General features: G+C 58.2%; 17 protein-coding genes, 1 tRNA gene and 2 pseudogenes. 16 read left to right on the forward strand and 4 right to left on the reverse strand.

Annotated elements, in window-relative coordinates; genetic code table 11:
* Positions 1-66: 66 nt before the first annotated feature.
* Entirely contained in the window at positions 67-2025 is a 1959-nt protein-coding gene (locus tag AACY44_RS21200; protein WP_339428075.1) for a flavin monoamine oxidase family protein, read from the reverse strand.
* A gap of 262 nt (positions 2026-2287) precedes the next feature.
* Between AACY44_RS21200 and AACY44_RS21205 the strand changes: the two genes are divergently transcribed.
* From AACY44_RS21205 to AACY44_RS21235, 7 genes are all read left to right on the forward strand, one after another.
* Positions 2288-2632, forward strand: coding sequence for an FKBP-type peptidyl-prolyl cis-trans isomerase (locus AACY44_RS21205; RefSeq protein WP_339419495.1), 345 nt, complete (start codon positions 2288-2290; stop codon positions 2630-2632).
* 6 nt (positions 2633-2638) lie between these two features.
* On the forward strand, positions 2639-3244 hold the full coding sequence (locus AACY44_RS21210; RefSeq protein ID WP_339436227.1) for a GNAT family N-acetyltransferase: 606 nt from the start codon (positions 2639-2641) through the stop codon (positions 3242-3244).
* A gap of 561 nt (positions 3245-3805) precedes the next feature.
* A complete protein-coding gene (mgtA, locus tag AACY44_RS21215) occupies positions 3806-6511 on the forward strand; it encodes a magnesium-translocating P-type ATPase (protein WP_339428070.1) in 2706 nt (901 codons plus the stop codon).
* A 16-nt stretch (positions 6512-6527) separates the two neighbouring features.
* Positions 6528-7244, forward strand: a complete 717-nt coding sequence (locus tag AACY44_RS21220) for an MgtC/SapB family protein (RefSeq protein WP_339419491.1) — start codon at positions 6528-6530, stop codon at positions 7242-7244.
* Between the two features lie 301 nt (positions 7245-7545).
* Positions 7546-8172, forward strand: coding sequence for a response regulator transcription factor (locus tag AACY44_RS21225; protein ID WP_339419489.1), 627 nt, complete (start codon positions 7546-7548; stop codon positions 8170-8172).
* A gap of 1 nt (position 8173) precedes the next feature.
* Positions 8174-11788 (forward strand): transporter substrate-binding domain-containing protein, encoded by a 3615-nt coding sequence (locus AACY44_RS21230; protein ID WP_339419487.1) that lies wholly within the window; start codon positions 8174-8176, stop codon positions 11786-11788.
* A 134-nt stretch (positions 11789-11922) separates the two neighbouring features.
* Positions 11923-12351 carry a chemotaxis protein CheY gene (locus AACY44_RS21235; RefSeq protein ID WP_339428068.1) on the forward strand — a complete coding sequence of 143 codons (429 nt, stop codon included), beginning with the start codon at positions 11923-11925 and terminating at the stop codon, positions 12349-12351.
* On the opposite strand, the gene dkgB is transcribed toward AACY44_RS21235, so the two are convergent.
* On the reverse strand, positions 12348-13166 hold the full coding sequence (dkgB, locus tag AACY44_RS21240) for a 2,5-didehydrogluconate reductase DkgB (RefSeq protein WP_339419483.1): 819 nt from the start codon (positions 13164-13166) through the stop codon (positions 12348-12350). The two genes, AACY44_RS21235 and dkgB, sit on opposite strands and share 4 nt — an antisense overlap.
* Positions 13167-13274: 108 nt before the next feature.
* Positions 13275-13510, reverse strand: a pseudogene (locus AACY44_RS21245) (ABC transporter substrate-binding protein); the annotation flags it as partial.
* Between AACY44_RS21245 and AACY44_RS21250 the strand changes: the two are divergent.
* Positions 13502-13776 (forward strand): annotated as a pseudogene (locus AACY44_RS21250) (NAD(P)H-dependent oxidoreductase); the annotation flags it as partial. The pseudogenes AACY44_RS21245 and AACY44_RS21250 sit on opposite strands and share 9 nt — an antisense overlap.
* A gap of 57 nt (positions 13777-13833) precedes the next feature.
* Here the strand turns inward: AACY44_RS21250 and AACY44_RS21255 are convergent.
* Positions 13834-14916: a 3-deoxy-7-phosphoheptulonate synthase gene (locus AACY44_RS21255; protein ID WP_339419481.1), complete on the reverse strand. Its 1083-nt coding sequence runs from the start codon at positions 14914-14916 to the stop codon at positions 13834-13836.
* Between the two features lie 610 nt (positions 14917-15526).
* On the opposite strand from AACY44_RS21255, the gene AACY44_RS21260 reads away from it, so the two are divergent.
* From AACY44_RS21260 to AACY44_RS21300, 8 genes are all read left to right on the forward strand, one after another.
* The gene (locus AACY44_RS21260; protein ID WP_339419479.1) at positions 15527-16276 is read left to right on the forward strand and encodes a carbon-nitrogen hydrolase family protein; all 750 of its coding nucleotides are present in this window, start codon (positions 15527-15529) and stop codon (positions 16274-16276) included.
* Positions 16277-16708: a GNAT family N-acetyltransferase gene (locus tag AACY44_RS21265; RefSeq protein WP_339419477.1), complete on the forward strand. Its 432-nt coding sequence runs from the start codon at positions 16277-16279 to the stop codon at positions 16706-16708.
* A gap of 92 nt (positions 16709-16800) precedes the next feature.
* A complete protein-coding gene (locus AACY44_RS21270) occupies positions 16801-17151 on the forward strand; it encodes a helix-turn-helix domain-containing protein (protein ID WP_339419476.1) in 351 nt (116 codons plus the stop codon).
* A gap of 164 nt (positions 17152-17315) precedes the next feature.
* Complete coding sequence (gene gacA / locus AACY44_RS21275) at positions 17316-17957, forward strand: response regulator transcription factor GacA (protein ID WP_003190387.1); 642 nt, start codon at positions 17316-17318, stop codon at positions 17955-17957.
* Between the two features lies 1 nt (position 17958).
* Positions 17959-19782 carry an excinuclease ABC subunit UvrC gene (uvrC, locus tag AACY44_RS21280; RefSeq protein WP_339436230.1) on the forward strand — a complete coding sequence of 608 codons (1824 nt, stop codon included), beginning with the start codon at positions 17959-17961 and terminating at the stop codon, positions 19780-19782.
* Positions 19783-19815: 33 nt separating this feature from the next.
* Complete coding sequence (pgsA, locus tag AACY44_RS21285) at positions 19816-20376, forward strand: CDP-diacylglycerol--glycerol-3-phosphate 3-phosphatidyltransferase (protein WP_339419471.1); 561 nt, start codon at positions 19816-19818, stop codon at positions 20374-20376.
* A 63-nt stretch (positions 20377-20439) separates the two neighbouring features.
* A tRNA-Gly gene (locus AACY44_RS21290) sits at positions 20440-20515 on the forward strand.
* Between the two features lie 517 nt (positions 20516-21032).
* Positions 21033-22295 carry a serine hydrolase domain-containing protein gene (locus AACY44_RS21300; protein ID WP_339419469.1) on the forward strand — a complete coding sequence of 421 codons (1263 nt, stop codon included), beginning with the start codon at positions 21033-21035 and terminating at the stop codon, positions 22293-22295.
* Positions 22296-22301: the final 6 nt, after the last annotated feature.

Here is a 22301-nt window from a genome sequence, read left to right on the forward strand (position 1 = left end):
TTGGATGTTTATAAGAGGCGACAATATGTTTAATTGAAAGTCAGACGGTTCTCGTTGCTGCGTAGTCTATTTCCTTTGTTGCTCGGTTTTGTAGGCTGGGTAGTCCTGCATGTCAAAGCCGCCGTTGAAATTGGCGCGTGTTTTATTGCAGATGTTTATCACGGTGTCGACGGCGCCTCTGAAGCAAGGCTCAGTCCAGCCAGCATCAACGGAAAACGACTCGCCGCAGAGATAAAGTCCCGATTTGTGGGAGAAGTCCCTGTTGTATTTCATTAAGGACACCGCGGCGTAGTAGGTGCCTGCGCGATAGAGCTTTGCACAACCCAGCGAGTGCTTGTCGTTCATCCAGCGTTGAACGACGGCCTGTTTATGTCCTATATAAGGTGATATTTTTTCTTTGATGTTTGTGGACTTCAAGAGGATTCGGTCAAGCTCTTTTATGCATTTATCGACCAGTTGTTCGTCGTCAAATACCGATAGCTTGGTCGCGTCGTCTTCCCACGTGTAGCTGAGGAGGATGCAGTCATAGGTATTATTATTGTGGTAGCGGTAGGTATATACATCATGTACCCAGCTGTCCGTAACGATCGCTTGAGGTATGTTCTTGTTCTCTGAGAGAAACGACTTTTTTAGTGGCGCGTAGACTTTGCAGCTGGTTTCCCAGTGGGCGGTCTTATAGGCTTCTATGATGTTGAATGGGAGTGTCTCCTGGCTGAAGTTTTCAATTGATAATTGTGTCTCGATCAGCCAGGAGGGGAGTGTCATTACGACAGCGTCACAATCGATAAATACGTTTTCTGTTTTGTCTTTTTGTGTGGCATTCCAGCTGTAATACACCCGTATTTTTCCGTTCTTGAGTTTTTTCAGTGTTGTCACTGCACTGCTGGTCAGTAAACCGGATGGGCGCTTTAAAAGGTGTTCGTACAAAGAATCATCGGTCTCGTCGGGTTTTATGAAGAGCAGCGATTCCGCCAGCGATCCAAGGCCAATATAGTTTGGTTTGTTGAATTTCAGCCCTCTGGAGTCCAGCGTCTCTTTAGCATTCAAGTACGGTGCGTCCATGGGCGTACCGTCTGCGTCAACCCGTCCGTGGATCAACTGCAGATGACTGCTGAATCCAAATATCGCCGTGCGCAGAGGGTAAAGCGCGCAGACGTCATAGAAGGCGCCCCAACTGCCATCACCTATTCCGATGGCGTAGAACACTGCAGATTCCTGGGCACTCATACCCAGGCCGCCAAAGTTTCCAGGATCCCTGTGGTGCCACGTATCAATACTTGGCAACTTGACCAGGTCCCGAAAGGACATACCTTCGTATTTTCTTACTATCGATGCCCACATGTCCTCCCAGCGTTCGGAGCCGTAATTTTCGGAGACGCACAGCGTCATACGCTCGGCAAATGTCTTCCATTTCGCGAAAACGTGGCCCAGCGTTTGCCCTGGCGGGGCTGTTTTTCCATCGGCGTTTTTCCAGATCAGCAGGGTGGGTTCACTGCTGTTATCTATGCTCCCTTCTCTGAGGAATATACCTGTTGAGCGGACGGCCGGGCTGCCCGGGTTTGGAAAGTCTGAATGGCGCAAATCGAATTCGTTAGCGTAATAGGCCATCAGTGAGCGACCGTCTTTGGGAGGCTCATTTGTCTTGTTGAAGAACGGCATCCTCATTGCACCCATCTCGAAAGGGGGCCTGCCTGGGGTGTTGGTGTGATTGTTCCCAAGGGCGGTAAGGTGTCGGCCGCCAATACGCTTGGATTTTTCGAGTAAGGTAATGTTTGTGAACCCGCACCTGTAAAGCTCGCGTGCAGTCGTCAGGCCGGTAATGCCAGCGCCAATAACGCAGATCTTATGATTGGGTTCAGTGGCCTGGGCAATCCCGTTTACCTGTTCAACCAACGCGCGGTAGTCAAAGCACAGGTCGGGTGGATTAGGAAATGTTGCCCTCCATTTCTTCTCGGTAGAGCGCTTTTCTCGATGCTGGCGCTGGGCGATGTCTGCGGGGTAGTTGAAGCCGGAACCGATGGTCATTCTGATATTCCCTATTCAGCGTAATGAACGCTTCATAGGTTGAGCGTTAGCACTGGGCGCGAGAAATAAGCTGAAGGTGTTTTGGGGGGAGGGGACATCGTGTTTTTTTGTAAGTGAATTTCAGGCAGCAAGCGCAGAGAGAGCCCTCTGATCCTGAAAGGCGCTGCGGCGCGTAGAAACTGTCAGTGTTGCGTTTGAAGCTTGCCAAACCCGCTTGATTCTGGGAAAAACGCCATCCTTTGCGTCCTCAATGAGAACCGCCATGAGCCACGACGAACTCCAAATCACCGACATCCGCCCCGGCACTGGCAAAGCCGTGGTCAAGGGCGCGTTGATTACTACCCAATACACCGGCACCCTGGAAGACGGCACGGTATTCGATTCGTCCTGGGAGCGCGGCAAACCGTTCCAGTGTGTGATCGGCACCGGGCGGGTGATCAAGGGCTGGGACCAGGGGCTGATGGGCATGCAGGTGGGCGGTGTTCGGACCTTGTTCGTGCCGGCGCATCTGGCGTATGGCGAACGGTCGATGGGCGCGCATATCAAGCCCAACAGTAATCTGTGTTTTGAGATTGAGTTGTTGGAAGTGCTGACGCGGGATGATTGAGGGCGGATGAACAGGGATGTTGATGAGCACGTGTTGCCCGGTTGCTCTGTTGCAGGTATTCGGGTGGTTGAGCTGTGCGCTAGCGACGAGGCCGAGCTGCAACGTTTTTTCGAGCGAGCGCCGGATTACTTCATTGCGGTGAACGGCGAGCCCGCCACGCCGACTGAAGCGCGCGAGGAGTTGCACGGGCAGTTGCCCACAGGATGGACGTGCCGCCGGATGTATTGGCTGGGTTATCGCGATGCTGACGACCAATGGGTCGCGGTGGTGAACATTGCGGCGGACTTGCTGGCGAGCGGTGTCTGGCATATCGGGCTGCTGCTGGTCGATTCCTGCCTGCATGGCACTGGCCTTGCGCAACGACTGCATGCGGACCTTGAAAAATGGGCTGCGAAGAAGGGCGCCCAATGGCTGCGGTTGACGGTGGTTATCGGCAATATCAAAGCCGAGCGTTTCTGGCCCAGGCTTGGGTATGCGCAGGTAAGTACGCGGGAGGGCGTCACGATGGGACGGCAGGTGAACCGGGTGTCGATTCAGGTCAAGGCGCTGGCGGGTGGGGCGGTTGAGGATTACTTGAGGCTGGTGGCGAGGGATAGACCGGGTACCGCGTAGCAACTGATGTACGCTGTCCGAAATGTGGGGTTGCTCGAGAATGCGGTAGCTCAGTCGACATCTGCAGTGGCTGATACACCGTCTTCGCGAGCAAGCCCGCTCCCACATTTAGATATCTGGAGGGTTCAGGAAGATGCGTTCCTGAACCCTCCCTGAAGAATCTTCTTATTCCTCACGCAGACACTTTTCTGCGGTTTACGCTCCTGAACTCGAGGCGTAAGCTTCGCGCGTTTTCATCAATAGCGGAGACCCTCAGTGGGTACTTGTTCGAGTGACAGTAGTCGGCCGGTTCTGGTAGCCGGCACAGGCTTGGCAAGGTAACGCGCATTCTTCTGATGCCGTTGTCTCGCCAATAAAAGCGAGAAGCGGCATCCCGGCAGCAGCCAATCCTGGCGCCTGCCCGAATCCCTCTCATCGACGCTGACCAGCACCTGAATCACCTCGGGATGCTACGGACGCGCCTGCCTTTACGGTGGGCGGGCCAAGCTGACTGTGCCTATAAAATGGCGCGGGGCAGACGGCCGTACCTGCACGAGTGTTTCCTCGCGCAGGAGTAACACCATGAACTTCACGCTGCTCAAAGAGTTCTTCGCCGGCTTCCTGCGGACCCGGCATATTGCCCGGCATTTCCGCCGCCTGGCGATGCTCGAAACGGTGACTGACGCCAGTGTCAGCCGCGAAGTACCGCCGACTCTGGCGCAAACCCTCGTGGTCTCGGCCAACAACAGTGCCGTGCAATTGCTCGGCACGCTAGGCAGTCATTGCGAAGGTTTGAACACCCAAGAGGCCGATGCCCTGCGCGTGCAATACGGCCTCAACGAAGTCGAGCATGAGCAACCGCTGCCCTGGTGGGTGCACCTGTGGCACTGCTACAAGAACCCGTTCAACCTGTTGCTGACCCTGTTGGCGGTCATCTCCTGGCTGACCGAAGACGTGAAGGCCGCCACGGTGATTTTTTCCATGGTGGTGCTGTCGACGTTGCTGCGTTTCTGGCAGGAGGCCAAATCCAACAAGGCCGCCGATGCCCTGAAGGCCATGGTGAGTAACACCGCCACGGTGCTGCGTCGCGATGAGGCCAAGCGCATCGAGTTACCGATCAAGCAGTTGGTTCCCGGCGATCTGATTGTACTTTCGGCCGGCGACATGATCCCGGCCGACTGCCGTGTGCTCAGCGCCAAGGACCTGTTCGTCAGCCAGGCGGCGATGACCGGGGAATCGATGCCGGTGGAGAAGTTCGCCCACCAGCAGGACGCCAACACCCGCAATCCGCTGGACCTGGAGAATATCCTGTTCATGGGCACCAACGTGGTGTCCGGCGCGGCGACGGCGGTGATCCTGACCACCGGTAACAGCACTTATTTCGGCGCGTTGGCCCAGCGTGTGACGGCCACCGACCGCGCGACCACGTCGTTCCAGCACGGTGTTAACAACGTCAGCTGGTTGCTCATTCGGTTCATGTTCGTGATGGCACCACTGGTGCTGTTTATCAACGGTTTCACCAAGGGTGACTGGACTCAGGCGCTGCTGTTTGCATTGTCGATTGCCGTGGGCCTCACCCCGGAAATGTTGCCGATGATCGTCACCTCCACCCTGGCCAAGGGTGCGGTGTTTCTGTCGCGCAAAAAGGTCATCGTCAAGCGCCTGGACGCGATCCAGAACTTCGGCGCCATGGACGTGCTGTGCACCGACAAGACCGGCACGTTGACCCAGGACAGGATTTTCCTGGCGCGCCATGTGGATGTGTGGGGCGAAGAGTCCGACGATGTGCTGGAAATGGCCTACCTCAACAGCTACTACCAGACCGGCCTGAAAAACCTGCTGGACGTGGCAGTGCTGGAGCACGTGGAGGTGCATCGCGAGCTGAAAGTCGGCACCGCGTTCCACAAGGTCGATGAGATCCCGTTCGATTTCAATCGTCGCCGCATGTCGGTGGTAGTGGCCGAGGAAGGCTTGCCGCACCTGTTGATCTGCAAGGGCGCTGTGGAGGAAATTCTCTCTGTGTGCAACAACGTGCGCCATGGCGACACCAACGAGGCGCTGACCGATGAACTGCTGGCACGTATTCGCCAGGTCACCGCTGCGTTCAACGAAGAAGGCCTGCGCGTGGTGGCCGTGGCCGCGCAACCCATGACGCCGGGGCGCGACACTTACAGCCTGGCGGATGAGCAAAACCTCACGCTGATCGGCTACGTGGCTTTCCTCGACCCACCGAAGGAAAGCACTGCTCCCGCCCTCAAGGCGCTCAAAGCCCATGGCGTTGCGGTAAAAGTGCTGACCGGTGACAACGAGCTGGTCACCGCCAAAATCTGCCGTGAAGTGGGCCTGGAGCAACAAGGCCTGCTGATGGGCAACGATATCGAGGACATGACCGACGCCGAGCTGGCAGAGGCCGTGGAAACCACCAACGTGTTCGCCAAGCTGACGCCGAGCCACAAGGAGCGCATCGTGCGCCTGCTCAAGGCTAACGGACATGTGGTGGGCTTTATGGGCGATGGCATCAACGACGCGCCGGCGTTGCGTACCGCCGACATCGGTATTTCGGTGGACAGCGCGGTGGATATTGCCAAGGAAGCCGCCGACATCATCCTTCTGGAAAAAAGCCTGATGATCCTGGAGGAGGGCGTGCTGGAGGGGCGGCGTACCTTCGCCAACATGCTCAAGTACATCAAGATGACCGCCAGTTCCAACTTCGGCAACGTGTTCTCGGTGCTGGTGGCCAGTGCATTTATCCCGTTCCTGCCGATGCTGCCGATGCATTTGCTGGTGCAGAACCTGCTGTATGACATTTCGCAGATCGCGATTCCGTTCGATAACGTCGATGAAGACATGCTCGCCAAGCCACAACGCTGGCAACCGGGCGATGTCGGCCGCTTCATGCTGTTTTTCGGGCCGATCAGTTCGATCTTTGACATCACCACGTTTGCACTCATGTGGTATGTCTTCGATGCCAACACCCCCGACCACCAGACCCTGTTCCAGTCCGGCTGGTTTGTGGTGGGGCTGCTGACCCAGACGCTGATCGTGCACATGATCCGCACCCCGAAAATCCCGTTCCTGCAAAGCCGTGCGGCGATGCCGTTGATGGTGATGACCGGTGTGATCATGGCCGTGGGGGTTTTCCTGCCGATGGGGCCGTTGGCGCATTACTTTAAATTGCAGGTGCTGCCATCGCTGTACTTTGTGTTCCTGCCCGTGATCCTGCTGGCGTACATGGCCCTGACCCAGGCGGTGAAGGGTTACTACATCCGTAAGTTTGGCTGGCAATAAACAGGGACGATTTCCTTTGCAAGCAATCAACAACATCAACCTCAATTCCCTGATCGACACCCTGGTCAGCCTCACTGCGGCATTCATCCTTGGCGGCCTGATCGGTTTCGAGCGTCAATACCGCCAGCGCACTGCAGGTCTGCGCACCAACGTGCTGGTGGCGGTGGGCGCGGCGATTTTCGTCGACATGGCCAACCGTCTCGGCGGTGCGGAAGGTGCGGTGCGCGTAGTGGCGTATGTCGTGTCGGGCATCGGCTTTCTCGGCGCCGGTGTGATCATGCGTGAAGAAGGCAATGTGCGCGGGCTCAACACCGCCGCCACGCTCTGGGCGTCGGCGGCAGTGGGGGCCTGCGCGGGTGCCGACCTGATCCTCGAAGCGCTGCTGGGCACGCTGTTCGTGCTGGCGGCCAATACCTTGCTGCGGCCGATCGTTAACACTATCAACCGCCAGCCGCTGGATGTGGTGTCGGCGGAGGTGACCAATATCTTGTATGTAATCGCTCGACGTACCCAGCAGAAAGCCGTGCTGGCCTTGTTGGAAGCTGAGCTGGCGCGTTGCAATTACCCAGCCAGCGATGTTGACGTGCGCCCCTTTGGCACGGAGGAAGTAGAAATCGAAGCCACCCTGGCCGTGACGTCGGTCGACGGTGACGAGTTGGACGCGCTGGTGGAAAGGATATCGATGTCGACTCTGGTGGTGCAGGCGTTCTGGAGTCCGAGTACCACCGAGTAGCCCCCCCCGGCTGCCAGGCTCTGTCCCGCGCAAAGCTGACTATGCTACTACGAGGAAAAATCCTACAAGCAATCGAGATGATCCCTTCATTTGATAAGGCGCGACGTTGCTAAGGTTGCGCGCTTGCGCCTCAGGAACAAGGGCGCGGCTCTACGTGTTTACCGTGCTTTATCAAAAGTAGGGGTCTGTACTGCCTGAAGTGTCAAGCAGAGTAATCAGCACCGTTTGTCGGAACTGTTACTTTTCACAGGTAGATAGGTCCCGTGTGATATGTAAGCGTACTGATCCCTCGGGGAGTCTTATGAGCAAAGCTTTAATTGTGGATGATCACCCTTTTATACGTGCCACCGTGAAGTACCTGTTGAAGCAGGAAGGATTCTTTGAAATATATGAAGCAGGCAACGGTGCAGACGCCATGCAGATTGCTCGTGAGAAATGTCCGGACCTGGTCATCCTTGACCTGGCGATGCCCAAGCTTGGCGGGCTGGAGGTGATCAGCCGGATCAAGGCGTTGGAACTGCCCTGTAAAATCCTCGTGCTGACTTCGTACCTGGCGGTGTTCTTTTCTACCCGCTGCATGCGCGCCGGAGCCATGGGCTTTGTTAACAAGACCGGTGAACTGGACGAGTTGCAAAAGGCGATCAGGGCGATCAGGTCCGGTTACAGCTGCTTCCCCAGTGTGGCCACCAGTTCGGTGCGCCGTGATGATTTGCAGACCACCGAGCAAGAACTGGTGCACGCGCTGTCGGATCGCGAATTGACGGTATTGCAAAAACTGGCGCTGGGCCAGGGCAACAAGGAAATCGCTGAGGAGATGTTGTTGAGCCACAAGACCATCAGCACCTATAAGACACGACTCAAGGAGAAGCTGCGTATGTCCTCGGTGGTGCACCTGTCCAAGTTTGCCCAGCGCAATCATCTGATCTGAAATGACCATCTCCCGGCTGTTGATTTTCATGGCCATCCTGCTGATGGGGCTGTTGCCCTGTGCAGCGATGGCTCTGGATGAGCCACATACACTGCGGCTGTTCGGCCATTCAACGCTGGAAAACCCACGTCTGGAACTTGAGGAAAGTGACTGGCGCTGGCTGCGCGAGCAACGGATGTTGGTGATGGGGGTGTCAGCACCTGACTACATACCTTTCGACCGGTCCAACGGAAACGACTTTGAAGGCATTACAGCTGACTATGCGTGGCTGATCAGCCTGATTTTAAACATTCCTATTGAGGTTCGACGCTACGACACTCGTGATGAAGTCATCGAAGCGCTCAAACTCGGTGAGGTGGATTTAGTCGGGTCTGCCAACGGTTACGAAGCGGCCGATAAGGCACTGATACTGTCGCGTTCCTACGCTAGTGATCAACCCGTGCTGGTGACCCGCTCGGGTGACAGTCATTCATTGAGCGCCGACCTGGCTGGAAAGCGCGTCGCGATGCTTTACCACTATATGCAGCCTGACGCTGTCCAGGCCTTTTACCCCCACGCGCAACTGCAGCTGTACGGCTCGACGCACCAGGCTATCGGCGCCTTGGCGTTCGGTCAGGCGGATGTCTACTTGGGCGACGCTATCAGCACCCGCTATCTGATCAACAAGAACCACCTCAATAACGTCCGCATGGCAGATTTTTCCGCACTGGAGGTCAACCCGTTCGGGTTTGCCTTCAACCAGGACAACGAGCGCCTGCTGAATATCATCAACGAAGCGCTGGCCGTTATCCCGGCCAACCAGCAGATGGAGATCCTGCGCCGCTGGAGTGCCGGTGACAGCGGTTTCCTGGCTGCCGACCGTTTGCGTTTGAGTGAGAGTGAGCAGCGTTGGCTGCAGAAGCACCCACGGGTGAAAGTTGCAGTGCTCGATAAGTTCGTGCCGTTGTCTTTTTTTAATGAGCAAAGGCAGTTTGTGGGCTTGAGTGACGAGGTATTGTCGCGCGTCAGCTTGCTTACGGGCTTGAAGTTCGAAGTGGTGCCAGGCAGTTCGCAGCCTCAGCAGATTGAAGAGGTCAGTACCGGCAGAGTGGATATGCTGGCGGTGATCACGCCCAGCGTCGAGCGGTCCGAAAAGCTGCGCTTCACTCGGCCTTATCTGTCCAATCCCTATGTGTTAGTGGCGCGTACCGGTGACGAACGCCTGGTGACGCTGGAGGACATGCCTGGAAAACGCCTGGCATTGCTCGCCGGTAGCACGCTCTCCGTGCAGATTGCCCGGGACTATCCAGGCATCGAGTTTGTCAATGTCGAGAACCCCGAGCAGGCCATGGATCTGGTCGCCAAGGGCAGCGTCGATGCGAACGTTATTTCGCTGATCAGTGCACGCTACATGATTGCGCGCCATTACCGTGATCGCTTGCGTATCACCAGCACCGTCGGTACGGAGCCAGCGCGCATTGCCTTCGGTGTCAATCGCAGCCAACTGGAGCTGTATTCGATCCTCGAAAAGGCGCTGTTATGTATCACGCCTGAAGAAATGGACGAACTGACCAACCGTTGGCGCAGTGAGATCATCATCGAAGACAGCTACTGGATCAGCCATCGCAACGTGATTATCCAAGGGTTTGGCCTGGCCGCGCTGCTGCTGCTGATCACACTGGGCTGGGTGCTCTACCTGCGTAACCTGATTCACAAGCGCACACAGGCCGAACGGGCCCTGAGCGACCAGATGCGGTTCATGAGCGTTCTGATCGACGGCACTCCGCACCCGATTTACGTGCGCGATCGCCAGGGCCGGTTAATGGCCTGTAATAACGCTTACCTCGATGTATTTGGCTTTAAGTTGGAGGACGTGATCGGCAAGACCGTGGTGCAAACCGATACGGGCAACCCGCCCCAGGCGCAGTCGTTCCACGCCGAATACTTGAGCTTGATGGCACGGGGGGAGCCGCAGATCCAGGATCGCGTACTCAAGGTTCCCGATGGCGGTGTGCTAACCATCTACCAGTGGATGCTGCCGTACCGAGATAGCAATAGCCACGTTGTAGGCATGATTGCAGGTTGGGTGGATGTGAGCGAGCGCCAGCGGCTGTTGAGCCAGTTGCAGACAGCCAAGGAGGACGCAGACTCGGCAAACCGTGCCAAGACCACATTCCTCGCGACCATGAGCCATGAGATCCGCACGCCGATGAATGCCGTGATAGGCATGATCGAATTGGCCCAGAAAAACGCCGAGCAGGGCCGCGTCGATCAGGATGCGCTGGAGGTGGCGTCGATGGCATCCCGAAGCATGCTGGAATTGATCGGCGATATTCTAGACATTGCGAAGATAGAATCCGGCCACCTGTCCCTGACCCTCGCGCCGGCCAATCTCCACGAGTTGTTGGCATCTGTGGCGCGTGTGTTTGAGGGGCTGGCGCGGGACAAAGGTTTGCAGCTGCAAGTGGATCTCGATCCGATGATTGACCGCCCGGTGCTCATCGACCCTTTGCGCTTCAAGCAGGTGGTGTCCAATCTGCTGGGGAATGCCATCAAGTTTACCGCCACCGGTCAGGTGCGCCTGGGTGCCCAGTGCGCCCCGGCGTTGGCCGGGGACCACTTGAACCTACGGTTGTATGTCGAAGACACGGGGGTTGGCATCAGTGCTGAAGATCAGCAGCGTTTGTTCAACCCATTTATCCAGGGGAGTAACAACGACCAGTCGGCGCGCAGTGGTTCCGGACTCGGGTTGGCGATCAGTCGCAACCTGTGCGAGATGATGGGCGGTCAACTGCACTTGAGCAGTGTGCTGGGCAAGGGGACGCGGGTGGACGTGACGTTGGCGCTGGCGTTGACCCGCGCAGCACGGGTTTCGACTTCCGTCGCAGGTGTTCCACCGACGCAGGCGTTGAACCTTCTGGTGGTCGACGACTACCCGGCCAACCGTTTGTTACTGACTCGTCAACTGAGCTTCCTTGGGCATCACATCGTCACGGCCGAAGATGGCGCCGAGGGCTTTGCACTGTGGCAGGCCGGGCATTTTGATGGCGTCATCACTGATAGCAATATGCCGGTTATGGACGGTTACACGCTGGCACGTGATATCCGTGCCCAAGAGCGTCAGCGTGGTCTGGTGCCGTGCCTGCTGCTGGGGTTCACCGCCAACGCCCAGCCGGAGGAAACCGAGCGCTGCAGGCAGGCGGGCATGGATGGTTGCCTGTTCAAACCGACCGGCCTTGATGATTTGCGTGCGGCGCTGGCTCCTCGCACCGCAGCAGCCGTGAAGGGTGAGGTCGAGTCGGTGTACGACCTGAGTACGCTGACTGCGCTGACAGGCGGTGACACTGCCGCGCTTAACGAGTTACTGATGCCATTGCTCATCAGTCTTGCAGACGATCGCGTGCTGTTGTCGACGCTGAAAGATCACGCGGATATCGCCAAGTTGCATGACCTGGCTCATCGCGTTAAAGGGGGCGCTCGCATGGTCAAGGCCCACAGTTTGGTCGCCTGTTGCGAAGCCTTGGAAGGGGCGTGTGAAAGACATGACCACCAGGCATTGGCGCCTGCGATACAGGCGCTGGACGCGGCCATCGATGGTTTGCACCACAGCCTGAGCCAGCACAGCAAGCAGGCTTGACTGAGCTGGATAGCCATTCGGCGGATTTGGGAGAACGCCTACATGGAAGGGTAATAAGCCTGATTTTGTCTTCGGTATATGTCTGGAAAATGGGCCTCGCTCACTGACGAGCACTGCCTGCCCAGGGGTTTGCCATGCCAAACAAAGCACTGACTATCCTGATTGCCGATGAGCAGCACCTGCAACGCCTGTACATCGAGAAAATGCTCAACCAGTTGGGGTATCACCGGATCGTACCGGTGCAGACCTTCGAAGAGGTCCAGCTACTCACTGCTATCCCGGCCCAACCTTTTGACGTGCTGATCATCAGTGCGGGGCTGGCGGTCCACGCTTGCGGGCCCCAACCCCAGGCACATCATGTGCTGGTCTACGATCACCAGGACCTGAGCCTGGATCTGAACACCCCCGCCGATGCAACGCCGGCGGTGCTGGTACGGCTGCCCGGCATGCCGGATAACGTCAACCTCGAACACTTCATGGACATCATCGACCCACCCGCAGCCACCACCGGCCTGCGGGTTTTGCCTTGGCTGCGGGAGTTATCGCGCGCGCCTGTGGCCTAGTCCCACTGTGGCGCGATACCTTTCGGGCTGGTCAGGCGATGGCCGCGCTCCAGTTCGGCAATCTGCGCCATGTCGGCCGCACTCAAGGTCAGTTGCAAGGCCTTGAGGTTGCTTTCCAGGTTGGCACGTTTGGTCGACGATGGGATGACCGCGTAGCCCAGTTGCATGGCCCAGGCCAACGTCACTTGCGCCGGGGTAGCCTGATGGCGCTCGGCGATTTGCTCAATCACCGGGTCTTTGAGCACTTCGCCGTAGGCCAGGGTCATGTATGAGGTGATCTGGATACCGTTAGCGGTGGCAAAATCCACGACCTTGCGATTTTGCAGGTAGGGGTGCATCTCGATCTGGTTGGTGGCGATGTTCTCGGCACCAACGGCGGCAATCGCTTGCTTCATCAGGTCGACGGTGAAGTTGGAGATGCCGATCTGGCGGGTCAGGCCCAGGCGTTTGGCTTCAAGCAGTTGGCCCATGAATTCGGCGACAGGCACCTGGTCTTCCGGCGATGGCCAATGGATCAGGGTGAGGTCCAGATAGTCGGTTTTCAGTTTGCTCAGGCTTTCACGCAGGCTTGGAATCAGCTTGCCTTTGGCGAAATTGGCGATCCAGATTTTGCTGGTTATAAACAGCTCATCGCGCGGTATGCCGCTGTCGACAATGGCTTGTCCGACGTCTGCTTCGTTCTCATAGATCTGCGCGGTGTCGATGACGCGGTAGCCCAGTTCCAGGCCGGTGCTGACCGAATCGATCACCACCTGGCCTTGCAGGCGGAAGGTGCCTAGGCCGAAGGCCGGAACGTTTTGCGTTGGGATAGACATCAGTAACTCCTGAAGGGGTGTAAACAATGGAGTCGAGTATCCGCTCGTCGTTCCTCTGGAAAAACCGCCGAATCCGAAAAGGACTCTTTACCCCAGGTCACGAGTATGGGCGCGTGCCAGGTCGGCATCCAGCGCATCGCTCAACATTTGCGCGCTGGGGGGGGCAGCAGGGCGCCGAGGGTGAACAGGTCCTGGCGGATATGCCCGAAGTAATCCAGGGAGTGACCGGCGCAGGCTGATTCCCGCAGGTACGATGCCGCCCCCTTATTCGCCAGCCCGGTGCGCGAGGTGATCCCATCGCCGAAGGTACTGGCAAAGCCGCCAACGAAGAGGGCCGGGCGCTGCTCACGGTCACCTTGGGAGGGCCTGAGCATATGTTCGGCTAGGGCGCGCGGATATGTTGCGACCGATTCTGCGCGGGATGCTGGCGTATGGGGGCTATGACGTATTGGCGCCGTTTGTGGCGTGGCACGCTCCGTATATCAGCGCTGAGGCGCACCAGGATTTCCTGCTGGGGTATGAGATACGGCGGCAAGGATTGGCGGATGAGCAGCCCTTGGTGTTTCCGAAACTTGAGCAGTTTGATGAGGCGTTGTACCCACGTCTCTGAACCGAGCATTGATCAAATGTGGGAGCAGGCAAGACAGCTCCCACACATCGATCTTCATCAGTCAGTGATGTTTCGTTGTCCGCGCAACCGCTCCGCCGCACTGCGCAGCAGTTGCTCGGTGCTGCTCCAGCCCAGGCAACCATCGGTCACTGACACGCCGTACTTCATGGACGCGCTCAACGGCTGGCAACCTTCGAACAGATGACTTTCGAGCATCATGCCGATCAGCGCGGTGTCGCCCTGCAGGCGTTGCTCCAGTACGTCGTTGAATACGGCCGGTTGACGCAACGGATCCTTGCCGCTGTTGGCATGGCTGCAGTCGACCATGATCCGCGCCGCCACCTTGGATTTGGCCAAGTCGTGTTTCACCTGCGCCATGCTTTGCGCATCGTAGTTCGGCCCACGGTGACCGCCGCGCAGTACCAGATGAGTATCGGGGTTGCCCGGGGTCTGGATGATCGCCGGGTGGCCCTGGCTGTCGACGCCGAAATGGCGGTGCGGGTGTGAGGCCGAGCGCATCGCGTCAGAGGCTATCGCCACGCCGCCGTCGGTGCCGTTCTTGAAACCCACGGGTATGCCCAGGCCGCTGGCCATTTCGCGGTGGATCTGCGATTCGGTGGTGCGCGCGCCAATCGCGACCCAACTGAGCAGGTCATCGAAGTAGCCGGCGGCCATGGGTTGCAGCAGCTCGGTGGCTACTGGCAGGCCCAGGCGCAGCATTTCGCGCATCAGTTCGCGCGACAGCGTAAGTCCGGCAGCCATGTCATCGCTGCCATCCAAATGAGGGTCGTAGGCCAGGCCTTTCCAGCCGATGGTGGTGCGCGGTTTTTCGACGTAGGCGCGGATCACCAGCAGCATCTGGTCGCTGACTTCAAGCGCGAGCTTCTTCAGGTTGCGCGCGTATTCCATGGCCGCTTCCGGATCATGGATCGAGCACGGGCCGACAATCACCAGCAAACGTGAATCGTCGCCATTGAGGATGCCGCGTACGGCTTGGCGATGGGCATGGACCTGCTCGTTGAGGAACGGGCTGAGCGGCAGCTTGAGCTTTAAATCAAGGGAACTGGGCAGGCGCTGGGTCAGGGCTTCATTGGCGCTGGTCAGGGCAGAGAGGGGCAGGGCGGCAATGGCAGTGTTCATATTCAAGGCTTCCTGGGCAAGCGGCGGGCTATTCCCGCGCGCTCTGCCCTACTGGGGTGTTCGACAATTGGCCGTATCGGCTGCGTGTGTTGGCTTGCCACCAATAGGTGACCGATCGGAGGCGGCAGGCTGTCCCGAACGGAGCTTGCTAAATCGCCATGCAGTGGAAGTGTCGTAGCGGTAATAGGTGGCGTAGTTCATGTCGTGAGTCCTTTAAGTGTTCTTGCAAAATTGATGGAGGCCTGAAAAAACAAAACCCCCGGTCGGGGAGCCGACCGGGGGTTAGATTTCTCTGGTAGGCGACCCCTTGAGTAGTGGGCGCCGATTTCAGGTATCAGGCGCGCCAGTGGCTAAACCAATACCCAAAATAAAAGCATACCGCAGCGCTCGAACCGTTCACACGGGTAGCCGATACCGGGCGCGGGGCGCTGGCAGCATGGCAAACGTGAGTGTGGGTGAGTTGCAACACGGTATGTCTCCAAATGATGGGGGCAGCTTACTAGAGGCACACGGGGGGATTCAATCAGAAATTTCTATCGTGCCGGGGTACTTACTGCTATCGGCCGGGATATGCTTGTAACACTTCGACAATAATTGCTTGGACGCGACCATGACTGCCCTGACCCTTGCTGCGGCTCAATCCATTTCCATTGCGGGTGATGTGCCGGCCAATATCGAACGGCACCTGGCGTTCATGCACGTGGCGGCCGAGCATAACGTGCAATTACTTGTATTTCCCGAGCTTTCGTTGACCGGGTACGAGCCGTCATTGGCTGCCGGTTTGGCGATTACGCCAGATGACCCAGTCCTCGCGCCGCTGCGTGAACTAGCCCGGGCGTTGCGATTAACGGCGGTAGTGGGAATGCCTGTCCGCCTCGCACCCGATGCCGGTGTGTTGATTGGCGCGCTGGTACTGGGCGCGGATGGCTCCCTGGCGCTCTATACCAAGCAGCATTTGCACCCAGGCGAAGAGGTTGCGTTCGTCCCGGGCCAGGGCGGTGCGGCCCTCGAGTGTGAGGATGAGCAGATAGCATTGGCCGTGTGCGCGGACTTCTCACACGCCAGTCATCCGCGCCTGGCGGCAGAGGCGGGCGCCACTGTCTACGCCGCTGGCGTGCTGGTTAGCGAGGGCGGCTACGCAACGGACAGCGCGTTACTCCAGGGCTATGCGGCTGAGCATGGCCTGCTGGTGTTGATGGCCAACCATGGCGGCCCGTCCGGGGGCTATGTTTGCGCCGGTCGCAGCGCCATCTGGGCGGCTGATGGCGGTTTGCTGGCCGCCGCTCCCGGTGTTGGCGACGCGCTGGTGATTGCCCGTCGTGTTGGCGCCGTGTGGGCTGGCCAAGTGGTAGCTCTCTAAATGGCGTTCCACTTACGCGCGGCGACGGACCACGACCTGCCATTCGCGCGGACGTTGACGTTCGAAGCCATGAGCCGCTACTACGTGCAATATGGCTTGGTGTGGTCCAACGATGGCTTTGATGTTGCCTGGGCGGGCCGTGAAAACTGGCTGATCTGCAATGATGACGTCGTGCTGGGCTTTATCAGCCTGAGCCGCGACAGTCGCGCGCTCTATATCCGCGAGTTGCATATGCTCGAGGCGTGTCGCGGGCTGGGCGCGGGCAGTTGGGTGTTGGAGCAGATGGCCGCCAAGGCTCAATTCTTGGGTTTGTTACGCTTGACGGTGTTCAAGAGTAATCCTGCCAGGCAGCTCTATCAGCGCAGCGGGCTGAACATTGTGGGTGAAGATGATTGCTTCTGGCGCATGGAGCGTGCCTGTCAATCGAGCTAATCCCTATGGTCCATTTTAATAAGCGCATACTGGGTACAGGAGGCGACTTTCTTGTTGTCGCTTCAACGTGTCAAACAGGAATGCGTATTCAAATGAGTGGAATTAGTTCGCGTTTGAGACAAGAAAGGGAGCGACTTGGCCTGTCGCAAAAAGTATTTGGTGAAATAGGCGGCGTTGAAGCCAATGCACAGGGTAAGTACGAAAACGGAGGGCGAGCGCCCAAAGCCGACTACTTGTCGCGTGTCGCCGAAAGAGGTGTAGACGTGTTGTACGTGCTGACCGGTGAAACCACGCCCCTGCAACTTGAGAATCTCAGCCAGATTGAAGAAAAAGTGCTGGGTGACTACCGTGCGATGTTCAAGGAAGACCAGGCTGCAATCCGTCGTTTGACGTCTAGCCTTGCCGAGCATTGTGTGGCGCTTAACGGTAAAACCAAGCCGTAGCCCCGGAATTCCTGACCTGTTGCCCAGAAAATTGAGCCGCCCGGCCCACACTGGGCGGCTACTGTGTGCTAACGCTATATATATGACGCTTGCAGCTAGGTCTGCGCCTAGGTTTTTTGCTAAGGTGTTCAGCAACCTATAAGACCATATCGCGAGGTGTCTGCTTGATTAGGGTGCTAGTAGTCGATGACCATGATCTCGTTCGTACAGGCATTACACGAATGCTGGCTGACATCGATGGCCTGCAAGTAGTCGGCCAGGCCGAGTCCGGGGAAGAGTCCCTGATCAAGGCCCGGGAGTTGAAACCCGATGTGGTGCTGATGGACGTCAAGATGCCCGGTATCGGTGGTCTTGGCGCCACGACTAAGTTGTTGCGCAGCCACCCGGACATCAAAGTCGTGGTGGTGACCGTGTGTGAAGAAGACCCGTTCCCGACACGCCTGTTGCAGGCGGGTGCGGCCGGTTACCTGACCAAGGGCGCAGGCCTGGCGGAGATGGTGCAAGCGATTCGCCTGGTATTTGCGGGCCAGCGTTACATCAGTCCGCAGATTGCCCAGCAACTGGCCATCAAATCCTTCCAGCCCACCAGCGACTCGCCCTTTGATGCGCTGTCGGAGCGGGAAATCCAGATCGCCCTGATGATTGTCGGTTGCCAGAAGGTGCAGACGATTTCAGACAAACTGTGCCTGTCGCCCAAGACCGTCAACACCTACCGCTATCGCATTTTCGAGAAGCTCGCCATCAGCAGTGATGTTGAATTGACCCTGCTCGCGGTGCGCCACGGCATGGTGGACGCCAGCGCCTGACATGACCACATTGTTTGATCCAAGTGCTTTCCTCTCGACCTGCAGTGGCCGCCCTGGCGTGTACCGCATGTTCGACAGTGAGGCGCGCCTGCTGTATGTCGGCAAAGCCAAGAACCTGAAGAACCGTCTGGCGAGCTACTTTCGCAAGAGCGGTCTCGCGCCCAAGACCGCTGCACTGGTGGCGCGTATCGCCCAGGTCGAAACCACCATCACCGCTAATGAAACCGAGGCGTTGCTGCTCGAGCAGACGCTGATCAAGGAATGGCGGCCGCCATACAACATTCTGCTGCGTGACGATAAATCCTACCCCTACGTGTATTTATCCGACGGTAATTTCCCACGCCTGAGCATTCATCGTGGCGCGAAGAAGTCGAAGGGTAAGTATTTCGGGCCCTATCCGAGCGCCGGCGCGATCCGCGAAAGCCTTAGCCTGCTGCAAAAGACCTTTTTTGTGCGCCAGTGCGAAGACAGCTTCTACAAGAACCGCACCCGGCCGTGCCTGCAGTACCAGATCAAACGCTGCAAGGCACCCTGTGTGGGCCTGGTTGAACCGGCCGAGTACGCCGAGGATGTGCGCCATTCGGTGATGTTCCTCGAAGGACGCAGTAATGCGCTCACCGACGAACTCTCCAGCGCCATGGAGCAAGCCGCCAGCACCCTGGATTTCGAGAAGGCCGCCGAACTGCGCGACCAGATCTCCCTGCTGCGTCGCGTGCAGGACCAGCAGAGCATGGAAGGCGGCTCCGGCGACGTGGACGTGATCGCAGCCTTCGTCAACCCGGGCGGTGCCTGTGTGCACCTGATCAGCGTGCGTGGCGGGCGGGTGTTGGGCAGTAAGAATTTCTTCCCGCAGACCGGTATCGACGAGGAGGTCGCCGAAGTCATGGCGGCGTTCCTTGGCCAGTACTACGTCAGCAGCCCCGAGCGCGACCTGCCAGCGGAGCTGATCGTCAACGTGGTGCATGAAGACTTCCCCACGCTGATCGAGGCGATCCACGAACTGCGCGGCCGCGAGTTGGACATCAGCCACCGCGTACGCGGCACCCGAGCGCGCTGGCAGCAATTGGCCGTGACCAATGCCGAACAGGCCCTGGGAGCACGCCTGGCCAATCGACAGCATGTCGCAGCACGCTTTGACGCCCTGGCCGAAGTTCTCAACCTGGACGAGCCCCCACAGCGCCTGGAGTGCTACGACATCAGCCACTCCAGCGGCGAGGCCACCGTGGCCTCCTGCGTGGTGTTCGGGCCGGAAGGGCCGATCAAATCCGATTACCGGCGCTACAACATTGAAGGTGTCACCGCTGGCGATGACTATGCAGCCATGCACCAGGCCCTCACGCGGCGGTTCAGCAAGCTGAAGGACGGCGAGGGCAAACTGCCCGATATCCTGCTGGTGGACGGTGGCAAAGGCCAGCTGTCGATGGCTCGCGACGTGCTCAACGAACTGGCCGTGCCCGACCTGATCCTGCTCGGCGTGGCCAAGGGCGCCACACGCAAAGCCGGTTTCGAAACGTTGTACTTGAATGATGCCGCCCACGAGTTCACCTTGAAGGGTGACTCGCCTGCGCTGCATTTGATCCAGCAGATCCGCGACGAAGCCCACCGTTTCGCCATTACCGGCCACCGCGCCCGCCGTGGTAAAACCCGGCGAACGTCAACCCTGGAAGGGGTGGCGGGGGTTGGGCCGACACGGCGTCGCGACTTGCTAAAACATTTTGGTGGCTTGCAGGAGCTGTCCCGTGCCAGCATTGACGAAATAGCCAAAGCACCCGGTATCAGTAAAAAGCTCGCTGAGTTGATTTATGCGAACCTGCATAGCGAATAGAATGCCCTTTCCACCTCGTAGCCAGTTGTGCCGATGAATATCCCTAATCTGATCACCGTTCTACGCGTCCTGCTTATCCCCATTTTCATTCTGTTGTTCTATTTGCCGTACGAATGGAGTCATATGGCCTCCAGCTCGGTGTTTGCGTTTGCCGCCGCCACCGACTGGCTCGATGGCTACCTGGCACGTCGGCTGGAGCAGAGCACGCCGTTCGGCGCGTTCCTCGACCCTGTGGCCGACAAGCTCATGGTGGCCGTCGCCCTGGTCCTACTGGTTCAGGAACACGGCAACCTGTGGCTGACCCTACCGGCCGCGGTGATCATCGGCCGCGAGATCGTGGTGTCGGCCCTACGCGAATGGATGGCAGAAATCGGCGCCCGCGCCCACGTTGCCGTCTCCAACATGGGCAAATGGAAAACCGCTGCGCAGATGCTCGCATTGGTGATTCTGCTGGCCAACCCGTCGGATTTCTCTTTCTGGGTCTTGAGCGGCTACGCCTTGCTGCTCATCGCCGCCGGCCTAACCTTGTGGTCCATGCTCCAGTATCTGCGCGCCGCCTGGCCGCATCTGCGCACCACCATTGAAAAGAAATAAAACTTTTTTGAATCAAGGGGTTGACGGGTTCTGATATTTCTATAGAATGCGCACCACCAAGACGCGGGAATAGCTCAGTTGGTAGAGCACGACCTTGCCAAGGTCGGGGTCGCGAGTTCGAGTCTCGTTTCCCGCTCCACATATTAAGAATGGACCTCTGAAAAGAGGTCCATTTTTTTCGTCCAGAAAAAGTCGTTCTATGACTTTTGCTGCGCACCTCCCTGAAAACACTCCGATCCAGTTCTTATGTGCGCAGTTTTCAGTGCATCAATCCGCGTATCCATCGGCAGCAGAGGTACCACGGCATGGGCTTTGGCAGGCTCTCTGTATCCGGGATCGTCCGGCAGAAGCGTGACCTTGGGCCGCTGCTGGGGGACGTGTCACACCTGCCGCTGCCCTACGACGCGGGAATGCGGTTCAGCGCCGGGCAGGCGCAGCAGGGGCGCAAGACCGTCGATGAGGTGCATGGGATCGGTAGGCATGGGGCATTTCAAAATTTGACCCTGTTGCAGGGGCTTATCAGGACGGCGTAGAGCTTATCCAAGCGTGCAGCAAAATTTGTTTTTTTGGTAAAAAGTTTTATTGACTAAAATATTATATGGGGTAATTATTTCTCTGCATCTGCTTCATGCAGAGTCATCTTCAGGGTTATCCCGATGAGTCATAAAGCCCAATTCTCCCTTGCGACTTCTTACGTCGAGGCCAATGAGTCTTCATTGGCCACTCGCGTGGCCCCGCTGCTGATGCAGGGTTTTCCGGCCGCGCTGGAACACCGGGTAACGTGGAACAACTGGATGCGCGCGCCCTTCAATCAGTGGGGCTTCCGTCATCTGGCGCGACTGCGCCCCAGCATTGATGTGTCGGCGGGGCCAGGGCCTACCGCTCAGCTCCAGGAGGCTCCCCGCGCTCTGGATCAACTGTGTTTCGACAGTGAGAGCGGGCTGGGCATCCGTGTGATCGAGCACCTTGTCGCCAGCCAGACCGACGCCTTTTTGGTGATGCAGGGTGACACGGTGTTGTTCGAGCGTTACTTCAACGGTCAGCACGCCTGTGACCGGCATATCATGTTCTCGGTAACCAAGTCGCTGATCGGTACCTTGGGTGAACAGCTGGTGACGCGCGGTGTGCTCAAGCCCGAGCGGCCGGCCGCTTACTACGTGCCTGAACTGGCGGGCAGCGCGTTTGGCGATGCCACGGTGCGCCAATTGTTCGACATGGCGGTGGGCATCGACTACAGCGAAGTGTATGACGACCCCAATTCAGAAAGCTCGCAGTACGGCTATGCCTGCGGCTTTCAACCGGCACCGGCGCAGTACGCGCAGTTCGAATCGTTGTACCAGTACTTGCCCTCCCTCAAGAAGCGCGGCAGCCACGGTAGGTTTTTCCATTATGTGACGGCCACCACCGAAGCCTTGGCGTGGGTCATGGAGCGTGCCTCGGGCAAGGCGTGCAGTCAGATGCTGGAGGAGGTCTGGGGGCGCCTGGGGTGCGAACGCGACGGCTATTTCCTGGCCGATCCCTGGGGCCGTAACGTGGCCGGAGCGGGCTTCAGCGCCACCTTGAGAGACATGGCGCGTTTCGGTCGCCTGCTGGCCAACAACGGTCGCCACGACGGCGTTGAGCTGCTGTCGCCCGAGACGCTGGCCCGTATCACCGCCGGCGCGGATCCGGCGGTCTACGCGCAAAATGCCGAGTTCTCCCACTGGACGCCCGGTGCGTCCTATCGAAGCCAGTGGTACGTGTTCAACGACCACAGCCAGGCCCTGATGGCCGGGGGTATTCACGGCCAGTACCTGTTCATCGACAAGCCGTCCGGCGTAGTGATCGTCAAGCAATCTTCGCTCACCGATGCGGTCAGCCCGTTCGATACCGACAGCGTGCGCATGCTGCGCGCGATCGCCGCCCACTTGAGCCACTGACCCACG

It is taken from the genome of Pseudomonas sp. RA_15y_Pfl1_P11 (assembly GCF_963970975.1).
In the GTDB taxonomy this organism is placed as follows: Bacteria; Pseudomonadota; Gammaproteobacteria; order Pseudomonadales; family Pseudomonadaceae; genus Aquipseudomonas; species Aquipseudomonas tritici.